Origin of the sequence: Flavobacterium sp. (assembly GCF_044371705.1) — a bacterium.
GTDB lineage: Bacteria > Bacteroidota > Bacteroidia > Flavobacteriales > Flavobacteriaceae > Flavobacterium.
On sequence record NZ_JBILTE010000040.1, the window covers coordinates 1 to 17543 of the forward strand.

The following is a 17543-nucleotide window of genomic DNA, read 5'->3' on the forward strand; positions in this document are numbered from 1 at the left end:
ATGGAATTTTTGATGATAGTACAAAATCTGCTGTTAAGTTATTTCAGAGTTTAGCATTAGATAGTCAAGGAATTCCTTTGGTTTCTGATGGCATTGTGGGTTCACTTACTTGGGAAGCCTTATTCGGGAAAAAGACACAAGATCATCCAGAATCTTTTTCTACTAATTATAGTTTTCTAAATAAAGTAATCGAAGTGGCCAATACTCAAATAGGTGTATTAGAACAACCGCTGGGAAGTAATAGCGGACCAGAAGTTGAAAAATATTTAGCAAGTGTAGGTTTGCCAAAAGGAAATCCTTGGTGCATGGCGTTTGTATATTATTGTTTTAACGAAGCGTCTAAGAGTTTGTTTATCAAAAATCCATTAGTAAAAACAGGTGGTTGTTTGCATCACTGGAATTCTACCACTACAAAAAAAATTACGGCTTCTCAAGCAAAAAATAACCCATCGCTAATTGTTCCAGGTTCCATATTTATTATGGATCATGGAAGTGGATTAGGACATACAGGAATAGTAACAAATGTTGTAGGCGGCTATGTAACTACTATTGAAGGCAATACAAATAATACAAATAGTAGAGAAGGAATTGGAGTTTTCTTAGTTACTAATAGAAAGATAAACTCCATAAATAAAGGGTTTATCGTTTACTAATTTTAAAAACAAGAATATGAAAACTATAAAATATAACAACAAAGCAACTGAAGTACTTATACTTTGTGAAATGCTTAATAATTTAGGGTACAATCTAGTGGTTTCAAATTCGTTTACTTTAGCAGTTGATTCCGCAGTTAAAGATTTTCAAATGAAAAATAATTTGGTTGTCGACGGAATTGTTGGTACCAAAAGTTGGTCGAAATTATACGAATTGAATTCACAATTTACGAATCATAATAGTAAGTTTTTATCAGAACAAGATTTAATAGATTTTGCTAATACATTTCAGCTAGAACTAGCCATTGTTAAAGCAGTAAATGAAGTAGAAAGTAATGGAAAAGGATTTTTATTGAGTGGAAAACCTAAGATTTTATTTGAAGGTCATATTTTTTGGAGAGAATTAGAAAAAAGAGGAATCAATCCGAACGAATACCACAATAGCACTACGGCTGATGTATTATATAAGAGTTGGACAAAACAATATTATCTCGGAGGAGAAGCCGAACAAGTAAGATTGCAAAAAGCCATGCAATTAGGTTCTGGACAAAGTTTTATTGATGCTGCGAATGCTTCAGCATCTTGGGGAAGTTTTCAAATTATGGGTTTTAATGCTTTGTCTTTAGGTTATTCAAGTATAGCTGATTTTGTTCAGAAAATGCATATAAATGAAGGCGAACATCTTAAAGCTTTTGGTCAGTTTTTAAAAATAAACCATTTGATTCCTTATTTACAAAGTAAAAATTGGGAAGAGTTTGCGAAAAGATATAACGGACCGTCGTATAAAGTCAATAAGTATGATACAAAATTGGCTGCTGCTTTTGCAAAATATTCAAAATAATATAATTTAAATTTTAATATCATGAGTTATCTAGTACAACAAATGATAGAGATTTTATCTCACAAAAAATTAAAAAAAGAAAGTGTAAATAGCGACAGAGATTATTCTGGCGGTGGTTGGTTCGATGAAAAAACGGAATCTATTTTTCTGTGTTCTGATAAAAGCTTTGCATTTATAATAGAATCATTTTCGAGCATTTCTTCCGGTGGATTTTCAATGCCATCACAAAGTAGAAAGGAATATTTTGGTTCTTGGGATGTTATTGAAGAAAATGCCACTTTATATTTAATGCTATTTTATCAAGATGGTTCTACAGAAAAATTACAAACCAGAAATTTAGGTACAGGTTTGCAACAATTAAATTATCAAACTTGGAATAGGTATTTAATAGAATAAAAAATCCCAATCCTATAAAGAATTGGGATCATAATATAAATTTGATTCAAGAATTACCTTAAAACAGCACCCACTTCTTTTTCAAAATTCTGTTGCAGTTTGCCCATGATTTTATCAATCTGCTCATCGGTTAATGTTTTGGTCGCATCTTGCAGGATAAAACTCAAGGCATATGACTTTTTACCTTCGGGAAGGTTTTTCCCTTGGTAAACGTCAAATAAGTTGATGTCATTTAACAGGGCTTTCTCTGTTTGGCGAGCAATGGCATACAGCGATTCAAAAGAAACATCTTGGTTGACTAATAAAGCTAAATCTCTGCGAACCTCCGGATATTTAGGAATCTCCTGAAACTTTATTTTGTTGCTAAGTAGTTTAATAATCAAGCCCCAATTGAAGTCGGCGTACATTACTTCCTGCTTACTATCAAAATGTTTTAAAATGGATTTCTTAACCGTACCGAATTCAACCAATAAGTCGTTGCCGCTATAAAAAGCAATTCCTTCCGCAAATACATCTGAGCCAACAGGTTTAGTAATTAATTTGTTAAAACCTAACCGATCAAAAACCGAAGTCACATAGCCTTTAAACAGAAAGAAATCAGATGGATTTTGTGCACTCGTCCAGTTTTCAGCTGCTCGGTTACCGGTTAAGAACAAGGTCAAATGTTTTTGCTCTTCATACCCTGAAGGGAATTTGTGGTAGCTTTTACCAAATTCAAACAACTTTAAATCGGCATTTCTTCGATTAATGTTATACGATACTGCCTCCAATCCGGAGAACAACAGCGACTGTCGCATAGCTGATAAATCAGCACTCAGCGGATTTAACATCAGTACGTTAAACTCTTCTTTTAATTTTGAAGAAAGTTTTACATAGTCAGGCGTGGTTAAAGAGTTCGACATCATTTCATGAAATCCAAACGCATTTAATTGCGTGGCAATGATGTTTTGCACTTTGTAATCTTCCGTACGACCGGAGTTGGCAACCGTAGCGTTTAATTTTTTACTGAAGTTGATGTTATTATAACCGTATACCCGTAAAATTTCTTCAATCACATCAATCTCCCGTTGCACATCTACGCGGTAGGCAGGAACCACCAAACCAAGACCCGTTTCGGATACATTAGTGACTTTAATGTCAAGTGATACCAATATCTTCTTAATGGTTTCCTTAGGAATTTCCTGACCAATGATGCTATTGACATTATTAAAATTCAAAAGAACCGAATGGTCTTCAATTTTCTTTTGGTACACTTCTACAATGTCGGATGTAATTTCGCCACCGGCAATTTCTTTGATTAGAATAGCGGCTCTTTTCAACGCATATTCGGTAATCGTCGGATCAATACCACGTTCGAATCGGAAGGAAGCATCGGTACTTAACCCATGTCTCTTAGCCGTTTTACGGATGGAAACCGGATTAAAATAGGCACTTTCCAAGAAGATACTGGTTGTATTTTCGGTCACGCCTGATTTTTTACCACCAAAAACGCCGGCAATACAAAGCGGACCGTTGTCGTCGCAAATCATTAAGTCATCTTCATGTAGCGTGCGTTCCACATCATCCAACGTCACAAATTTTGTTCCTGCTTTTACTGTTTTAACGTTTATCTTTCCGTTGATTAAAGCGGCATCAAAGGCATGTAGGGGCTGACCCAAATCGTGTAACACGTAGTTGGTGATGTCAACAATATTATTTTTAGGGGTCAATCCGATGGCTTTCAAACGGTTTTGCAACCAGTCCGGTGAAGGGTTTACTTTAATTCCCGAAATAGTGACCCCACAGTAGCGAGGAGCCAATTTACTATCGGCCACTTCTACGTCAATTTTTAACGTACGCTTGTCTACTCTAAAATTACTAACCGAAGGTGTGATTAATTCAGGCGTGGTATTTTTTTGTACCAAACCTGCTCTCAAATCTCTGGCTACACCCCAATGCGACATGGCGTCGGCACGGTTAGGAGTTAACCCAATTTCAAAGACTTCGTCGTTTTCTATATTGAGCACCTCTGCCACGGGCGTTCCGGCTTCAATAAGATTATCTAAAATCATGATGCCGTCATGATTGGTACCAATACCTAATTCATCTTCGGCACAAATCATTCCGTGACTTTCTTGTCCGCGTATTTTTCCTTTTTTAATTTGAAATTCATTTCCGTCTTTGTCAAACAACATTGTTCCGATGGTTGCAACGGGTACTTTTTGTCCCACAGCAACGTTGGGTGCACCGCATACAATTTGCACGGGTTGACCGTCACCTAAGTCAACAGTGGTTACTTTTAAACGATCGGCATCGGGATGTTGCACACACGTTTTCACTTCGCCAACAACTACTCCAGTAAGGCCACCTTTAACAGATTGGTATTTTTCTACTACTTCTACTTCCAAACCTAAGTCGGTAAGCAAAGCCGCTGTTTCTTCTGAAGGAACATCTAATTTTATAAATTGTTTCAGCCAGTTGTATGATATACGCATTTTGTATCGAATTTTAAGAGTGCAAAGATACTAATTGTCTTTGAAGCGTACTATTAAAAATTTAAAATTAGAAGGATTTATTAGTTCTTTTTTTATACCTTTCGTTAAGAATTTTAACAATCTTTTCATGGTAGTAGTAGCTGAAAAATGGAAACGAATAACCCGCAAAATCGTCAAGTATTTCGCGGTTTTTATGCTTGTAGTTCTTTTGATCTATACGCTTTTTGGTGTGTTTTTAGACACCAAGCATGATGAGATACTGGCTGAAGTTAATCACTATGCCAAAGAAAATTTCAAAGGAGATATTGCCATTGGAGATTTGAACCTGCTGTTGTTCAGAGATTTCCCCAGTTTAACGATAGAGTTGCAGAACGTAACGGTGAAAGATTCGCTGTGGTCACTTCATAAAAAAACCTTGATTGAATCCGACTATTTGTATGCAAAGATTTACCCTTGGAAAGTTCTTTTCGGGAATTTAGAAATCAATAAAGTTACGTTGAAAAATGCCACATTAGATGTATACACAGCTGAAAATGGTTACAGCAATTTTTCGGCATTGGAGAAAAGAAAGATAGTGAAGAAAGAAAAAAAAGATCCCGTATTAGATTTGCAAATTGATAACATTGAATTGAAAGAGGTAACCGTTGTTGCAGACAATCACCTCAAACGAAAATCAATTAATTTTAAAATAAAATCGTTAAATACGCATTTTACAACTACTTCTAAAGGGTTCATTGCCAATGCAAAAATGAATGCTCACGTTGACGATCTGACTTTTAATTATAAAAACGGAAGCTTTGCCAAAAACAAAGACATTACAGGTAATCTAGCCATTACGTACGATACACTTCAAAAAAAGATTGCCATCAGTTCGGATGCTTTTGTAATTGGTGGTTGTCAGTTTGATTTAAAAGCTTCTTTTGGAATAAAAGGGAATTCATTATTTTCAATCGGACTAATCAGTAAAGGTGTTTATTGGAAAGACGCAGCTTCCTTAGTTTCAAAGAACATCTTCTCGAAACTGAATAAATTTGATTTGAAGAAGCCATTTCCCGTGAAATGTTCCATTAACGGCGATATGAAAGATAAAAATTATTTAAAAATACACGTAGTTGCCACCTTTAAAGACAATGAATTAACTGCCGTAGATAAAGTGTTTACCGATTGTAGTTTTACGGGTGAATACACCAATAATTATGTGGATAACGGCACCTATGATGATCCGAATTCTGCCGTGATGCTTCATGATTTTAAAGCTAGTTATGAAGGAATACCTTTTACCACAAAGGATTTGATGGTTTTAGACTTGAAAAAACCCATTGCTTCCGGTTCGCTAGACACTGAATTTGATGCATCAAAGCTCCGTGCTTTTTTTACCGAAGATCATATGCGATTTGCCAAAGGTAAGGTTCGATGTGCCATTTCTTTTAAGAGTGATGTAATCAATTTGCAAATCAAAAAACCATTTATAGAAGGAATGGTTAGCATCAAGGATTGCGATTTTACTTTTGTACCCAAAAATATTGCGTTTAAAAAGAACAATGTCGACTTACATTTTACCTCCGACGAATTGGTCGTAAAAAATCTGTCCTTTGAAACCAAAAGCAGTAAAGTGCAGATGAAGGGCAGTTCGAAGGATTTTATGAGTTTGTATTACGATAGTCCGCATAAAATTGTTTTAAATTGGGAAGTCTATAGTCCGTTTTTAGATTTAAAAGACTTTACTTATTTTATGAGTCCCAGCAAGACCAAAACTCCAACAAAAAAGGGAAAATCCACTTTATTTGACCTATTAACCAACACCCAACTGATTACGGCTAAAGTAAAAGTTGATCAATTCAAACATAACAAGTTTACAGGAAGCAAACTTGTTGCTGACGTACAACTAACCAACAAGCAAATCAAATTAAGTGAATTATCGGTCAATAGTTGCAACGGTACTTTAAAAGTGAATGCTACTATTGACCATGGTTTAAAAGCAAATTTATTTAGCTTGAATGCCAAGGCCACTAATTTAGACGTTGACAAATTTTTGTATTCCTTTGATAATTTTGGCTCTAAAACTATTACAAATCATTCGATTCGAGGAAAATTATCCCTTCAAACCCATTTAACCGGGCAGGCAGTTGATGCAGCTATTCAGCCTAAATCACTGAAAGGAAACTTGAACTATCAATTGACAGATGGAGCGTTTGTAAATTTTAAACCAATTGAAAAAGTGGGTAAACATGTATTTCCAAAACGTGATTTTTCCAATATTACCATTGATAATTTAGTAGTGGATATAGCAATCAAAAAAGGTATTTTGACTATTGCACCCATGGAAATCAATACCAGTGTAATAAAAATGGACGTAGTTGGCGATTACGGACTTGATGAAGGTACTAATTTAAACATAGACGTTCATTTACGCAACCCTGCTAAAGACAAAAATGAAATAAGTAAAGCTGTACTTGCTGAAAACAGAAAAAAAGGTGTCTGCATTCATCTTCAGGTTATTGACGATAAAAAAGGCGGAACCAAAATAAAACCGCGATTATCGAACAACAAATCAAAGTAATTCTTCAACGTGCTTCTTTATTTTATGTGCAATTTCCTCGGTGGGTAAATCATTGGCGTCATCGCCAAAAGGATCTTCGATTTCCTCTGCAATTAACTCTAAACTAGCCAATACATAAAATATGAATACAACCACAGGAACCACGTAATACCCTAAGTCAAAAACATAGCCAAAAGGCAAAGTCATTACATATAAAAAGATAAACTTTTTCAAAAACGCACTGTATGAATAGGGGATGGGTGTGTTTTTAATACGTTCACAGGCTCCGCAAATGTCTGTAAACGAAGTTATTTCGTTGTTCAAAAGGATGAGTTGGTCGCCGGTTATTTTGTTCGATTCATACAGTTGATTCGTATGGTTGATTAAAGCCAAAGCAATGCGATTGGGTTTGTGACGGTGATGATCTATCTCCAAATCGACATCTTCAAAAAGTTCTAAAGCAACTTCCTGATTTTTCAGGTGTTTTTCAAGAACCATGGCATATGTTGGGATTATTTTTCGGTAAAAGTTTCGGTCGGTTCGGTCTTTTACCATGGCCGAAATTTTCATTGCAAAATTTCTACTGGTATTTACCAAACTACCCCATTGTTTTCTGCCTTCCCACCAGCGGTCGTAGGCAGTGTTGGTACGAAATACAAGCAATAAGGAGATGACAAAACCCAACATATTGTGCATGATGGTAATGTTTTTTACATGACTTTGTTCGGATAATTTCCAGACTTCTAGTTCCAAATATCCGATGAAAGCTGAATAAAGACCAATACCTACCATCAATGGCAGTAATTTCCGGAAGGTGTCCGCCTTGTGAATTCTGAAAATAAAAGTGAACCATTCTTTTGTATTGTATGAAACCATGGGGTTATTTTTTACTTTTCAATTTAGTAGTATCTTTGAGAACTTAACGTTTTCAAAAGTAGAAATTCTTTTGTTACTATTTTATTTAAAAAGTACAGATGTTTCATTTAATTGATTTGATCGGAACGATGGCGTTTGCCATTTCGGGTGTTTTGACCGCTTTTCATAAGCGACTCGACCCTTTTGGGGTTTTTATAATTGCTTTTGTAACAGCTGTGGGTGGTGGAACTTTACGCGATATGCTTATCGGACGAACGCCTGTTGGCTGGATGCGGGATGTTAATTATGTATATGTGATTGGATTGGGATATATCATCGCATTGCTTTTCAGGAGAAAATTGGACCGATTGCGTACATCGCTTTTTCTGTTTGACACCATTGGTTTAGGCGTTTTCACCTTAATTGGTTTAGAAAAAGGCATTGAGGTGCATTTGCATCCGGTCATTTGCATCGCTCTAGGTACCATGACTGCCTGCTTTGGAGGGGTAATTCGCGATATTTTGTGTAATGAAATACCGGTAATTTTCAGAAGAGAAATTTATGCTACCATTTGCATTTTTGGCGGCGTAGTGTTTTTTGCTTTAAAGTATTTTCAAATTAATAACGATTTATTGTATCTGATTACTTCATTAGTAATCATTACTATTCGCTTGTTGGCGGTGAAATATAAATGGTATTTGCCCACCTTGGGTAAAGAAGTTATTTCTTAAAATACAAATAGCCTACAAAAGGGGCCTGGTACTCCGGATCGTTTAAGTTCAATACGTAAAAATAGGTTCCGTCGGGCACTTCCTTTCCAAAGTAATCATTGCGGGTATTTACTTCACCTTTCCAAAAGTCTAGATTATTATTGCCTTTCCAAATGAGTACGCCCCAACGGTTGTAAACCAATAATTCATAGTTTACAAAAATGTCTTTGATGCCATCAATAAAAAAGAAATCATTATACCCATCATTATTTGCGGTAATAAAATTATAAATGGTTGGTGGACAATTTTTTGTAAGTAGCAGAAAGGAGGTAATGCTGAAACAATGATCATTTTCTATCCTTACATAAATGGTTGTAGAAGAAGTAGAGGTTGTATAATTAAATGTATTGCTAATGGGATTTATATTTTTAGAAGCCTCTTCAAAAGTTTCAAAAAATTGTACTGTGTCGTCAGGATCAAACTTTACAAGATTTTCATAGGATGAAAAATCAAAAGTAGCAACACCCAAACCTTGGTTACAACTTTCAATATTGGGTAAGTCGTTAAAAGCTGGTGAAGTAAAAAGAGTAATGATTTCCGCGTAACTGTTATTGTCTTCATTTATTTCTGAGACTATGCCTGTTCCATCTCCGGTATCATCTACCACAAATACTAATTCAAACGGATTGGCGATAATTTCCGGAATGGTCAGAATAATCGTTCCCACTTCGCTTTCACCAACGGGAAGGATGGCCTGTGTTGCAGCAGTAGCTAGTAAATTGCCGTCTGCATAAATTGCTATCGGCGTGTTGGCTGGCAACGGATTGGTGGCTGTTGCTAAGTTGGTGACTGTATATTCCACCGGAATAATTCTCGAATCGCAAGTGCGTGTAAAATCGTCAATGGAAATCACCGCATCAGGAACCTGACTGTTGAGTTTGGTGACAATGGCATTAATCATAACAAAATCCTGTCCTGACGTAAGTGCTATTTCTGCGGAAGTGTCACCTGCTTGAATGTTATTTTGAATGTCGTATACATCCAAGTCCATGTTGTACAAAACCGTACTACCCGTAAAAGAATTAGTCCCGTTAAATGCGTTATTTTGAGGGTTTAAAGGCGGATTACTTAACACAGCACTATTAATGGTCAGCGTTTCATTCACTGCAATTCCCACATCACCTTCCCAAGCTAAAAAGCCGATTTTTGCACCAATTTCATCGATAACATTTAAGCTACTTAAAGTTATACTAAGTTCATTGGGAACGCCTTGGAGTCCATCATACACATTTACTTGATTTAGCGGTAAGGTGTCATTTTTATACACAATAATTATTGCCCAGCCTGCAAAATTGGTTCGATTGGTAAAATAGGTTGGTAAAAACGATGAAATATCCAAACCGGAAAAGGTATAACTACCGTTTCCTGTAGCAACGATTTGTTCGGTAATATCTTTAAAGGCACTGAAATAATCAAAGGGAACCCCGTTAATAATTCGTTGGTAAGCAAACGTTCGTTCTGCGGTAATATTGGTGGTGTTTAGGACCACATCAAAATCGCCGGTTCCACTTCCTGCCCAATAGAGGTAGGCTTTCTGAATAGTGTCCAGCGTTGTTAAATTTAATACTGCAGCTGAACTACTTAAAATTACCGGACTCGTTTGGAACGTATTTTCCTGCGGATTGAGGGTATTGCCGATAAAAGTAAAATCAAATCGGCCGTTAAATTGCTGATACAATGAAACATCCTGACCGAAGCTAGTACTCCAGCAGAAATATAAAATACAAATAACAAAAATGTTGTATTTTCGTTTCAAATAAATGGGTAAATTAATAGTCCGAAATATAAGGAAAAATTGTAAAAGTTTTATTTTGCAACGCATTACAATGCAATTCGTCAACGTATAATCAGTAATTTAAGACTATGGATTGTAGATTTTTTAGAAGTATTAGTGTCACTAATGAAGTTTTGAATATGTTTCTGAACCCTCTTTTTAACAATCAGCACCTTGCTGTAATTATTGATTTGCCAACCATCAACAATTGACATTATTAAATAAAATACTGCGTTCCACCTTGTTCAAAGTCTCTTCTTTGAACAGCATTAGCGTTGTTTTAAAGATAGGCATCGGCATTGTTACATCAAAAATCATCGCTATTTTTATTGGACCTAGCGGTATGGCATTGGTAGGCAATATGCGAAATTTTGTTTCACTTGCCGAGAATATTTCCACCTTAGGGTTTCAAAACGGTATCATTCGATTTATTGCCTCGCACAAGAAAGATAGTACTGCAACCGCTGCATTTATTTCCACCATTTTCTTTGTATTAGTGGGTGTAGCTTTGCTTTTGAGTCTGCTACTATTCTTTGGAGCAGAATTTTGGACGACCTATTTGTTTGGTGTGAAAAGCGTGTATGGCAATGCAATTATGGTATTTGCTTTTACACTGCCCTGGCATACGCTCTCCGCATTTTTATTGGCTGTATTAAATGGCTTGGGCAACTATCAAAGAGTTATTTACACCAACATTATCGGTAATTTATTGGGATTGGGTGTGACTGTTTTGTTAGTCACGCAAATGTATACGTTGGGAGCTATGTTGTCGCTGGTGATTACGCCCGCATTATTATTTGGCGTTACTTTTTTTTATCTCAATAAAGAGTTGGCACTGTTCAGCCATATAAAATTCAAATTATTTGATTGGAGTTTGCTTAGTCATTTGTATTCGTTTACAGTCATGGCACTTTTTACAGCGATTGTAACGCCACTAGTGCTTTTGGTTTTGCGAAATTATATTATCGATTCACAAGGGTTGACACAAGCCGGTTTTTGGGAAGCAATCAGCAGGATTTCTACCTATTATTTCATGTTTTTGTCCACACTTTTAACCGTGTATTTTTTGCCGAAATTGTCTATGGCAACAAGTGATTCTGAAACAAAAGCTATTTTTTACAACTATTTTAAATCAGTATTTCCTTTGTTTATAGGCGTTTTGGTTGTGATTTACTTTTTGCGAAGTTTTATCGTGCAAGTGCTTTTTACCAGTGAATTTTTACCCGTAAATGATTTGTTTTTGTGGCAAATTGTAGGTGATGTTTTCAAAGCTGCCTCTGTAATTTTGGGTTACGAATTCTTTGCCAAGAAACTAACAAAGGCCTATTTGGTCACCGAAACACTATCCTTTGTGTCTTTACTATCGTTGAGTTTTCTATTGGTTCCTCAATTTCAAACGGAAGGAGTTGTCATGGCACATGCGTTTACCTATATGTTCTATTTTGCACTTTTAGCCTTTTATTTTAGGAAGAAATTGTACTAAAATTTGTTTTCAACTTCGGCTGCTTTCAACATAAAGTAATGCAAATCGGTATTTTTGATGAAAGGTTTTAATTCTTCACTACCCGGTCCGAACATTGCTAATTCGGTGTAATCAGCGGAGTGATCCATACTTATCCAACCCACAGAGGTTCTTGCTTTTTGCATTTCGGCAAAAGTCTTAAATGGCAAATTTTTATAATTATACAAACCCTCGTCGTCTTTTTTCAAACCTTCATAGTAACCTAAGATTGTTTTTGCTTCTTCATCTGTTAGTGCAAAGCCATTGGCAAATTCAATCCGCTCTTTAATTTGTGAAACAGTAGATTCGGGGGTGAATCCGTTTAAAATCCACTCGTTGGTATGTTTGTAGGTTTGCACCGAATCAAAATGATCGTTGACATTTTTGCCGTAAATCAATCCCGGATTCGCGTTTCCGTGATCGGTGGTGATAATCACAAGCGTTTCTTTGTCTTTTTCGGCAAAATCCATTGCCACTTTTATTGCTTCGTCAAAAGCTACTTGGTCGTACAACAGTCCTGCGATATCATTGGCGTGAGCAGCCCAATCCACTTTTCCTGCTTCCACTTGAAGTACAAATCCTTTCGGATGACTTTTCATTCGGTCGATTGCTTTCTGAGTCATCTCTGCCAAGGTAGGAATCGTGTTTCCTAGGTCTTTTATATTTTCGCGGTCGACGGAGTAGGGTAAACCATCTTCGAAAAACACCCCTAAAAGTGGTTTCTCGTTGGAAGAAGCAAGCATTTCTGTACGCGTTTTTGCTACTTGATATCCTTTGGAAGCAAAAGCAGCGAACATGTCTTTTTTATCTTTTCGTTTATCTTTGTCAAAGTATTGAGACCCACCACCCATCATCACATCAAAGTCTACTAATAAATAGGTTTCTGCAATTTCATCCTGACTATTTCTGCTTTTGCTGTTGGCACAAAAACCTGCTGGAGTGGCATGCGTAATTGGCACTGTGGTTACACAACCCGCCATTTTTCCTGCTTTTTTAAATTTTTGCCAGATGGGAAGGTATTCTTCACCATTCACGCCGATATTTAAGGCACCATTTTTTACTCGAAAACCACTTCCCCAAGAAGTACTTGCGGCCGCTGAATCGGTAACAAGCGACGAGGCAGAAGCCATGTCCATTAACGCACGAGTGACTTTATTTTCACGGTATAAATTCAACCAATTCGAACCTGTTCCTGTTTTTCTGCTTAAGTAAATATCAGCCATGTTCAGCGTTCCCGAACTCATTCCGTCACTTACTAAAAAGATGATATTTTTTGCTTTTTTGTTTTTATAAACAGGTTGGATGGTTTCAATTGCAGCCGTTGTATCAAAAGGATTAATGACCAAACTTCCGATGGTAAAAAGCGAACCGTTTTTAAAGAACTTTCTTCTGTTCATGATGGATGTATTTGCAACAAATATAGAAAATGTAGTGAGAAGACAAGTTAAATTAAGTTTACTATTCTGCGGATGGACTTATTCCAACGAAAAAATCCCGATTGCATCATGAAATCGGGATCTTCGTTGTAATCTGTTAATCGGGTATTTGTTTTTGTGTTAGTTAAGTACAGTTTCAAAGCTAACTAATTTCTGACCTTTTAAAATGTCTTCCATTGTTTCGCGTTCTCTGATTAAGTGGCCTTTTCCTTCGTACCAAAGTACTTCGGCAGGTTTGAATCGGGAGTTATAGTTAGAAGCCATTGAAAAACAATACGCTCCTGCATTTTTAAAACATAAAATATCACCTTCGGTTATTTCATTGATTCTACGGTTATTGGCAAACGTATCCGTTTCGCAGATGTAACCTACGATGGAGTAGAATCGCTCTTTACCTTTGGTGTTCGAAATATTTTCAATTTGGTGATACGAACCATACAGCATCGGACGAATCAAATGGTTGAATCCGCTGTCAATTCCCGCAAAAACGGTTGACGTAGTTTGTTTCACCACGTTTACTTTTGCTAAAAAATAGCCGGCTTCGCTCACTAGGAATTTACCCGGTTCAAAAGCTAGTGTTAACGGTCTGCCGCACTCTTCTTCAAATTTATTGAATCGTTTGGATAGTTTTTTACCCAATTCCTCCACATTTGTTTCGATATCATCTTTTTTGTAAGGGACTTTGAAACCGCTTCCAAAATCAATGAAGTCCAATGTTTTAAAATGTTTGGCCGTATCAAATAAGATTTCAGCGGCATATAAAAACACTTCAATATCTAAGATATCCGAACCTGTATGCATGTGAATGCCGTTGATATGCATGTTGGTGTTTTCAATAATACGAAGTAAGTGTGGCAATTGGTGAATAGAAATCCCAAATTTACTATCAATATGACCCACGGAAATATTAGAATTTCCTCCCGCCATTACATGTGGATTGATTCGGATACAAACCGGAATGGTTGGATGTTTGGTGCCGAATTGTTCTAAAATTGACAAGTTATCAATATTGATTTGTACACCTAATTCTGCCACCAGTTCAATTTCTTCCAGCGAAACTCCGTTGGGAGTAAATATGATTCGGTTCGGTTCAAAACCGGCAGCCAAGCCTAATTGCACTTCTTGGTAAGAAACAGTATCTAAACCAGCCCCCATGGAATGAAACAATCGAAGGATGGATATATTCGATAAAGCTTTTACAGCATAATTAATTCGAAGACGTTCTACTTTTTCAAAGGAGTTCGTCAAACGGTTGTATTGCGATTGTATTTTTTCTGCATCGTATACATATAATGGACTACCAAATTGTTCGGCTAAACCAAGTAAGTCTTTCGTGTTCATGGTTTTTATTTTTATGCAAATGTACGGGTACGTTAGTACTAAAAAAAATGCGACCGATCATATTCACAAAAAATAACAAAATGTGTTATTTGTAACACATAAAGCAGTATTGGTTATAATATCTAACTTTTGAAACGTACGAAAACGTAGGTAGTTCGCACTACAATCGAAATAAATAGTAAAAAAAGATTCGGCAGTTAGAATTTAGTTGTTATTTTTGTGGCACTTTTTAAACAGACAAACGCAACTTTATTATGAATATACACGAATACCAAGGGAAAGAAATTTTAGCCAGTTACGGCGTAAGAATTCAAAGAGGAATTGTGGCTAATAGTCCCGTTGAAGCGGTTGCTGCAGCGAAACAACTAACAGCTGAAACCGGAACAGGCTGGCATGTGATTAAAGCACAGGTACATGCAGGTGGACGTGGAAAAGGCGGCGGAGTGAAGTTGGCTAAGAATTTACAACAAGTGGAAGAATTGGCGGAACAAATTATCGGGATGCAATTGATTACCCCACAAACCCCACCGGAAGGTAAAAAAGTACACAAAGTTTTGATTGCAGAAGATGTGTATTATCCGGGAGAAAGCGAAACTTCAGAGTTTTATATGTCCGTTTTATTAAATCGTGCCAAAGGACGCAACATGATTATGTATTCTACCGAGGGTGGAATGGATATTGAAGAAGTGGCTGAACACACGCCTCATTTAATTTTTACAGAAGAAGTAGATCCAACCATTGGCTTGCAAGGATTTCAAGCGAGACGTATTGCCTTTAATTTAGGACTTTCAGGCAATGCATTTAAAGAAATGGTTCAATTTGTACAGTCATTATACAATGCTTATGTAGGTTCAGATGCTTCAATGTTTGAAATCAATCCGGTTTTAAAAACGTCTGATAATAAAATCATGGCAGTTGATGCCAAAGTAAATATTGATGATAACGCATTATACCGTCAGCAAAAAATTGCTGATATGCGTGACATTCGTGAAGAGAATCCTATTGAAGTAGAGGCCAAGGAAGTAGGTTTAAACTATGTAGATTTAGACGGAACGGTTGGTTGTATGGTAAACGGTGCCGGATTGGCAATGGCTACCATGGACTTAATTAAGTACGCAGGTTATGAGCCGGCTAACTTTTTAGACGTAGGAGGAACGGCAGATGCGAAACGTGTGGAAACTGCTTTTAGAATCATTTTAAAAGATCCGAATGTAAAAGCAATTTTGATTAACATCTTTGGTGGAATTGTACGTTGTGACCGTGTGGCTCAAGGAGTTGTAGACGCTTACAAAAACATGGGCGATGCCATTAAAGTTCCAATTATTGTTCGTTTACAAGGAACGAATGCTGAAATAGCCAAAGAATTGATCGACAATTCAGGTATGCCTATTTTATCAGCGGTACAGTTTCAAGAAGCGGCAGATCAAGTGAAAGCGGCGTTGAGCAAGTAATTTTGCAATTGATTTGATCAAAAAGTAGTATAAAAAAGCCCCCAGTTAGTTGAACTTTCTGGGGGCTTTTCTGTACACGTTTGAAACGGTTTTACAGCTCTTGTATTTGGTCTGATTCGAAAATTCGGAAACCTTTTGCATCATCTTGAGCCAGTTTAAATAGAGCTTGAGCCACTTTTTTATTTTCGATTGGTTTGTATTTTTTTAAATTACCTACTAATAAAAAGGAAAATGTGGTCATAAAGAAAGCTCCTATTTTTTCGGTCAATCTAAACTCGGTTCTTTTTCCAAGTAATAGCGAAGGTCTTACGATTGTGACCGTCTCTAGGTCGGCTATTTTTAAAAAAGCTTCTATTGCACCTTTTGTTTTTAAATAAAAATTCGTTGATTTTTCATCAGCTCCAATTGAAGAAATAAGCAGCAAATGGCTTACTTTATTTTTGGATGCTATTTGTGCAAATTGTTTGGGATAGGTATAATCTACTTTTTTAAAAGCTTCTTGGCTTCCTGCTTTCTTGATGGTTGTTCCAATGCAACAAAAAAAATCATCTCCCTGAACATAGTGCTCATAGCTTTCTGCATGGTCAAAATCAATAATATGTTGTACAAGTTTTGGATGCTGAATTTTTGCATCCCGTTTAACAAAAACGATCACCTTGTTGTAAGAAGGACTATCCAGAAGTATATTCAAAAGCTGAGAACCAACCAAGCCTGTGCTGCCTATCAAAAGGGCCGTTTTCATTGGTTAAGACTTTTTATTCTTCCCATTGTTGTATTTCACTTTTTCCACAATCTCTATTTTCTTCTCTGGCTTTTTCTCACGAGATTTCGGATTGGAGGAAGGTTTTTTCTTAAAAGCTGGTTTCTGTCCTGTGTTAGATTTTACAAACGGTTTTCTGTCTTCCGGTTTATTAGCTCTTGATTCGGAGCGTTCGCCACTATTCACGATGTTCTTTTCTGTTGAATCTGCTTTGTGACTTTTTATCACTTCCCTTGGGTTCTTCGGGTTTTCTTTGGTTCCACGTAAGTGAATCACCAACCCATTTAAAAAGTTTCGCAATACTTGATCGCCACATTCCATAAAATTCGGATGGTCTTCGTTGCGGAAGAACGCTCCTAATTCAGCTTTAGAAATACGGAAATCAACCAATTGCATAATTTCTACGATTTGGTCGTCGCGAAGTTGCAAAGCGACACGGAGTTTTTTGAAGATATCGTTGTTGTTCATTTTTTTGAGGTGCTAAGGTTTTGAGGTACTAAGGTACTAAGGTACTAAGGATTTGAAATTTCTTGTAAAGATACGAAGTAAAAACTATTTGAAACATATATTGATTTATAACCCGCAACCCGCAACCCGTAACCCGTAACCCGCAACCCGCAACCCGAAACCCGCAACTCGAAACTTTTTCATTTCAAAATCCACAACACTGCTTTTCCAAATTGTTCACTCCACATTTTTTCATTGTGTTTGCCGTCTTTCACTACGACTTCTTTGGTTAGGTGTTTGCAATC

At 36.6% G+C, this 17543-nt stretch carries 14 protein-coding genes; 7 read left to right on the forward strand and 7 right to left on the reverse strand.

The features are described from left to right. From ACIQ2S_RS04530 to ACIQ2S_RS04540, 3 genes are all read left to right on the forward strand, one after another. Positions 1-653 (forward strand): CHAP domain-containing protein (locus ACIQ2S_RS04530; RefSeq protein WP_396173247.1); only part of this gene is annotated, 653 nt, incomplete at its 5' end. Between the two features lie 16 nt (positions 654-669). Beyond that, on the forward strand, positions 670-1494 hold the full coding sequence (locus ACIQ2S_RS04535) for an N-acetylmuramidase domain-containing protein (protein WP_396173249.1): 825 nt from the start codon (positions 670-672) through the stop codon (positions 1492-1494). Between the two features lie 21 nt (positions 1495-1515). Next, positions 1516-1890 (forward strand): hypothetical protein, encoded by a 375-nt coding sequence (locus ACIQ2S_RS04540; RefSeq protein WP_396173251.1) that lies wholly within the window; start codon positions 1516-1518, stop codon positions 1888-1890. A gap of 53 nt (positions 1891-1943) precedes the next feature. Here the strand turns inward: ACIQ2S_RS04540 and pheT are convergent, their stop codons facing one another. Continuing rightward, entirely contained in the window at positions 1944-4364 is a 2421-nt protein-coding gene (gene pheT / locus ACIQ2S_RS04545) for a phenylalanine--tRNA ligase subunit beta (RefSeq protein ID WP_396173255.1), read from the reverse strand. Between the two features lie 127 nt (positions 4365-4491). On the opposite strand from pheT, the gene ACIQ2S_RS04550 reads away from it, so the two are divergent. Continuing rightward, a complete protein-coding gene (locus tag ACIQ2S_RS04550; RefSeq protein ID WP_396173257.1) occupies positions 4492-6924 on the forward strand; it encodes an AsmA-like C-terminal region-containing protein in 2433 nt (810 codons plus the stop codon). Here ACIQ2S_RS04550 and ACIQ2S_RS04555 read toward each other — a convergent pair. Continuing rightward, entirely contained in the window at positions 6916-7779 is an 864-nt protein-coding gene (locus ACIQ2S_RS04555) for a bestrophin family protein (protein WP_396173259.1), read from the reverse strand. The two genes, ACIQ2S_RS04550 and ACIQ2S_RS04555, sit on opposite strands and share 9 nt — an antisense overlap. 98 nt (positions 7780-7877) lie before the next feature. Here ACIQ2S_RS04555 and ACIQ2S_RS04560 point away from each other — a divergent pair, with 98 nt between their 5' ends. After that, positions 7878-8489: a trimeric intracellular cation channel family protein gene (locus ACIQ2S_RS04560; RefSeq protein ID WP_396173261.1), complete on the forward strand. Its 612-nt coding sequence runs from the start codon at positions 7878-7880 to the stop codon at positions 8487-8489. On the opposite strand, the gene ACIQ2S_RS04565 is transcribed toward ACIQ2S_RS04560, so the two are convergent. Beyond that, positions 8479-10284, reverse strand: a complete 1806-nt coding sequence (locus ACIQ2S_RS04565; RefSeq protein ID WP_396173265.1) for a gliding motility-associated C-terminal domain-containing protein — start codon at positions 10282-10284, stop codon at positions 8479-8481. The genes ACIQ2S_RS04560 and ACIQ2S_RS04565 overlap by 11 nt on opposite strands. 277 nt (positions 10285-10561) lie before the next feature. Here ACIQ2S_RS04565 and ACIQ2S_RS04570 point away from each other — a divergent pair, with 277 nt between their 5' ends. Then, positions 10562-11785 (forward strand): O-antigen translocase, encoded by a 1224-nt coding sequence (locus ACIQ2S_RS04570; RefSeq protein WP_396173268.1) that lies wholly within the window; start codon positions 10562-10564, stop codon positions 11783-11785. Here ACIQ2S_RS04570 and ACIQ2S_RS04575 read toward each other — a convergent pair. Then, the gene (locus ACIQ2S_RS04575) at positions 11782-13200 is read right to left on the reverse strand and encodes an alkaline phosphatase (protein ID WP_396173270.1); all 1419 of its coding nucleotides are present in this window, start codon (positions 13198-13200) and stop codon (positions 11782-11784) included. The two genes, ACIQ2S_RS04570 and ACIQ2S_RS04575, sit on opposite strands and share 4 nt — an antisense overlap. Positions 13201-13359: 159 nt before the next feature. Further along, positions 13360-14580 carry a diaminopimelate decarboxylase gene (gene lysA, locus ACIQ2S_RS04580; RefSeq protein WP_396173272.1) on the reverse strand — a complete coding sequence of 407 codons (1221 nt, stop codon included), beginning with the start codon at positions 14578-14580 and terminating at the stop codon, positions 13360-13362. A 254-nt stretch (positions 14581-14834) separates the two neighbouring features. Between lysA and sucC the strand changes: the two genes are divergently transcribed. Beyond that, the gene (gene sucC / locus ACIQ2S_RS04585; RefSeq protein WP_396173275.1) at positions 14835-16031 is read left to right on the forward strand and encodes an ADP-forming succinate--CoA ligase subunit beta; all 1197 of its coding nucleotides are present in this window, start codon (positions 14835-14837) and stop codon (positions 16029-16031) included. Positions 16032-16122: 91 nt separating this feature from the next. Here sucC and ACIQ2S_RS04590 read toward each other — a convergent pair whose 3' ends face one another. Then, the gene (locus ACIQ2S_RS04590; protein WP_396173277.1) at positions 16123-16773 is read right to left on the reverse strand and encodes an NAD(P)H-binding protein; all 651 of its coding nucleotides are present in this window, start codon (positions 16771-16773) and stop codon (positions 16123-16125) included. Between the two features lie 3 nt (positions 16774-16776). Then, complete coding sequence (locus tag ACIQ2S_RS04595) at positions 16777-17259, reverse strand: DUF1456 family protein (protein ID WP_396173279.1); 483 nt, start codon at positions 17257-17259, stop codon at positions 16777-16779. Positions 17260-17543: the final 284 nt, after the last annotated feature.

Coding starts and splice junctions, on each gene's coding strand:
- ACIQ2S_RS04535 (WP_396173249.1), top strand. CDS start 670: ATGAAAACTATAAAATATAACAACAAAGCAACTGAAGTACTTATACTT.
- ACIQ2S_RS04540 (WP_396173251.1), top strand. CDS start 1,516: ATGAGTTATCTAGTACAACAAATGATAGAGATTTTATCTCACAAAAAA.
- pheT (WP_396173255.1), bottom strand. CDS start 4,364: ATGCGTATATCATACAACTGGCTGAAACAATTTATAAAATTAGATGTT.
- ACIQ2S_RS04550 (WP_396173257.1), top strand. CDS start 4,492: ATGGTAGTAGTAGCTGAAAAATGGAAACGAATAACCCGCAAAATCGTC.
- ACIQ2S_RS04555 (WP_396173259.1), bottom strand. CDS start 7,779: ATGGTTTCATACAATACAAAAGAATGGTTCACTTTTATTTTCAGAATT.
- ACIQ2S_RS04560 (WP_396173261.1), top strand. CDS start 7,878: ATGTTTCATTTAATTGATTTGATCGGAACGATGGCGTTTGCCATTTCG.
- ACIQ2S_RS04575 (WP_396173270.1), bottom strand. CDS start 13,200: ATGAACAGAAGAAAGTTCTTTAAAAACGGTTCGCTTTTTACCATCGGA.
- lysA (WP_396173272.1), bottom strand. CDS start 14,580: ATGAACACGAAAGACTTACTTGGTTTAGCCGAACAATTTGGTAGTCCA.
- sucC (WP_396173275.1), top strand. CDS start 14,835: ATGAATATACACGAATACCAAGGGAAAGAAATTTTAGCCAGTTACGGC.
- ACIQ2S_RS04590 (WP_396173277.1), bottom strand. CDS start 16,773: ATGAAAACGGCCCTTTTGATAGGCAGCACAGGCTTGGTTGGTTCTCAG.
- ACIQ2S_RS04595 (WP_396173279.1), bottom strand. CDS start 17,259: ATGAACAACAACGATATCTTCAAAAAACTCCGTGTCGCTTTGCAACTT.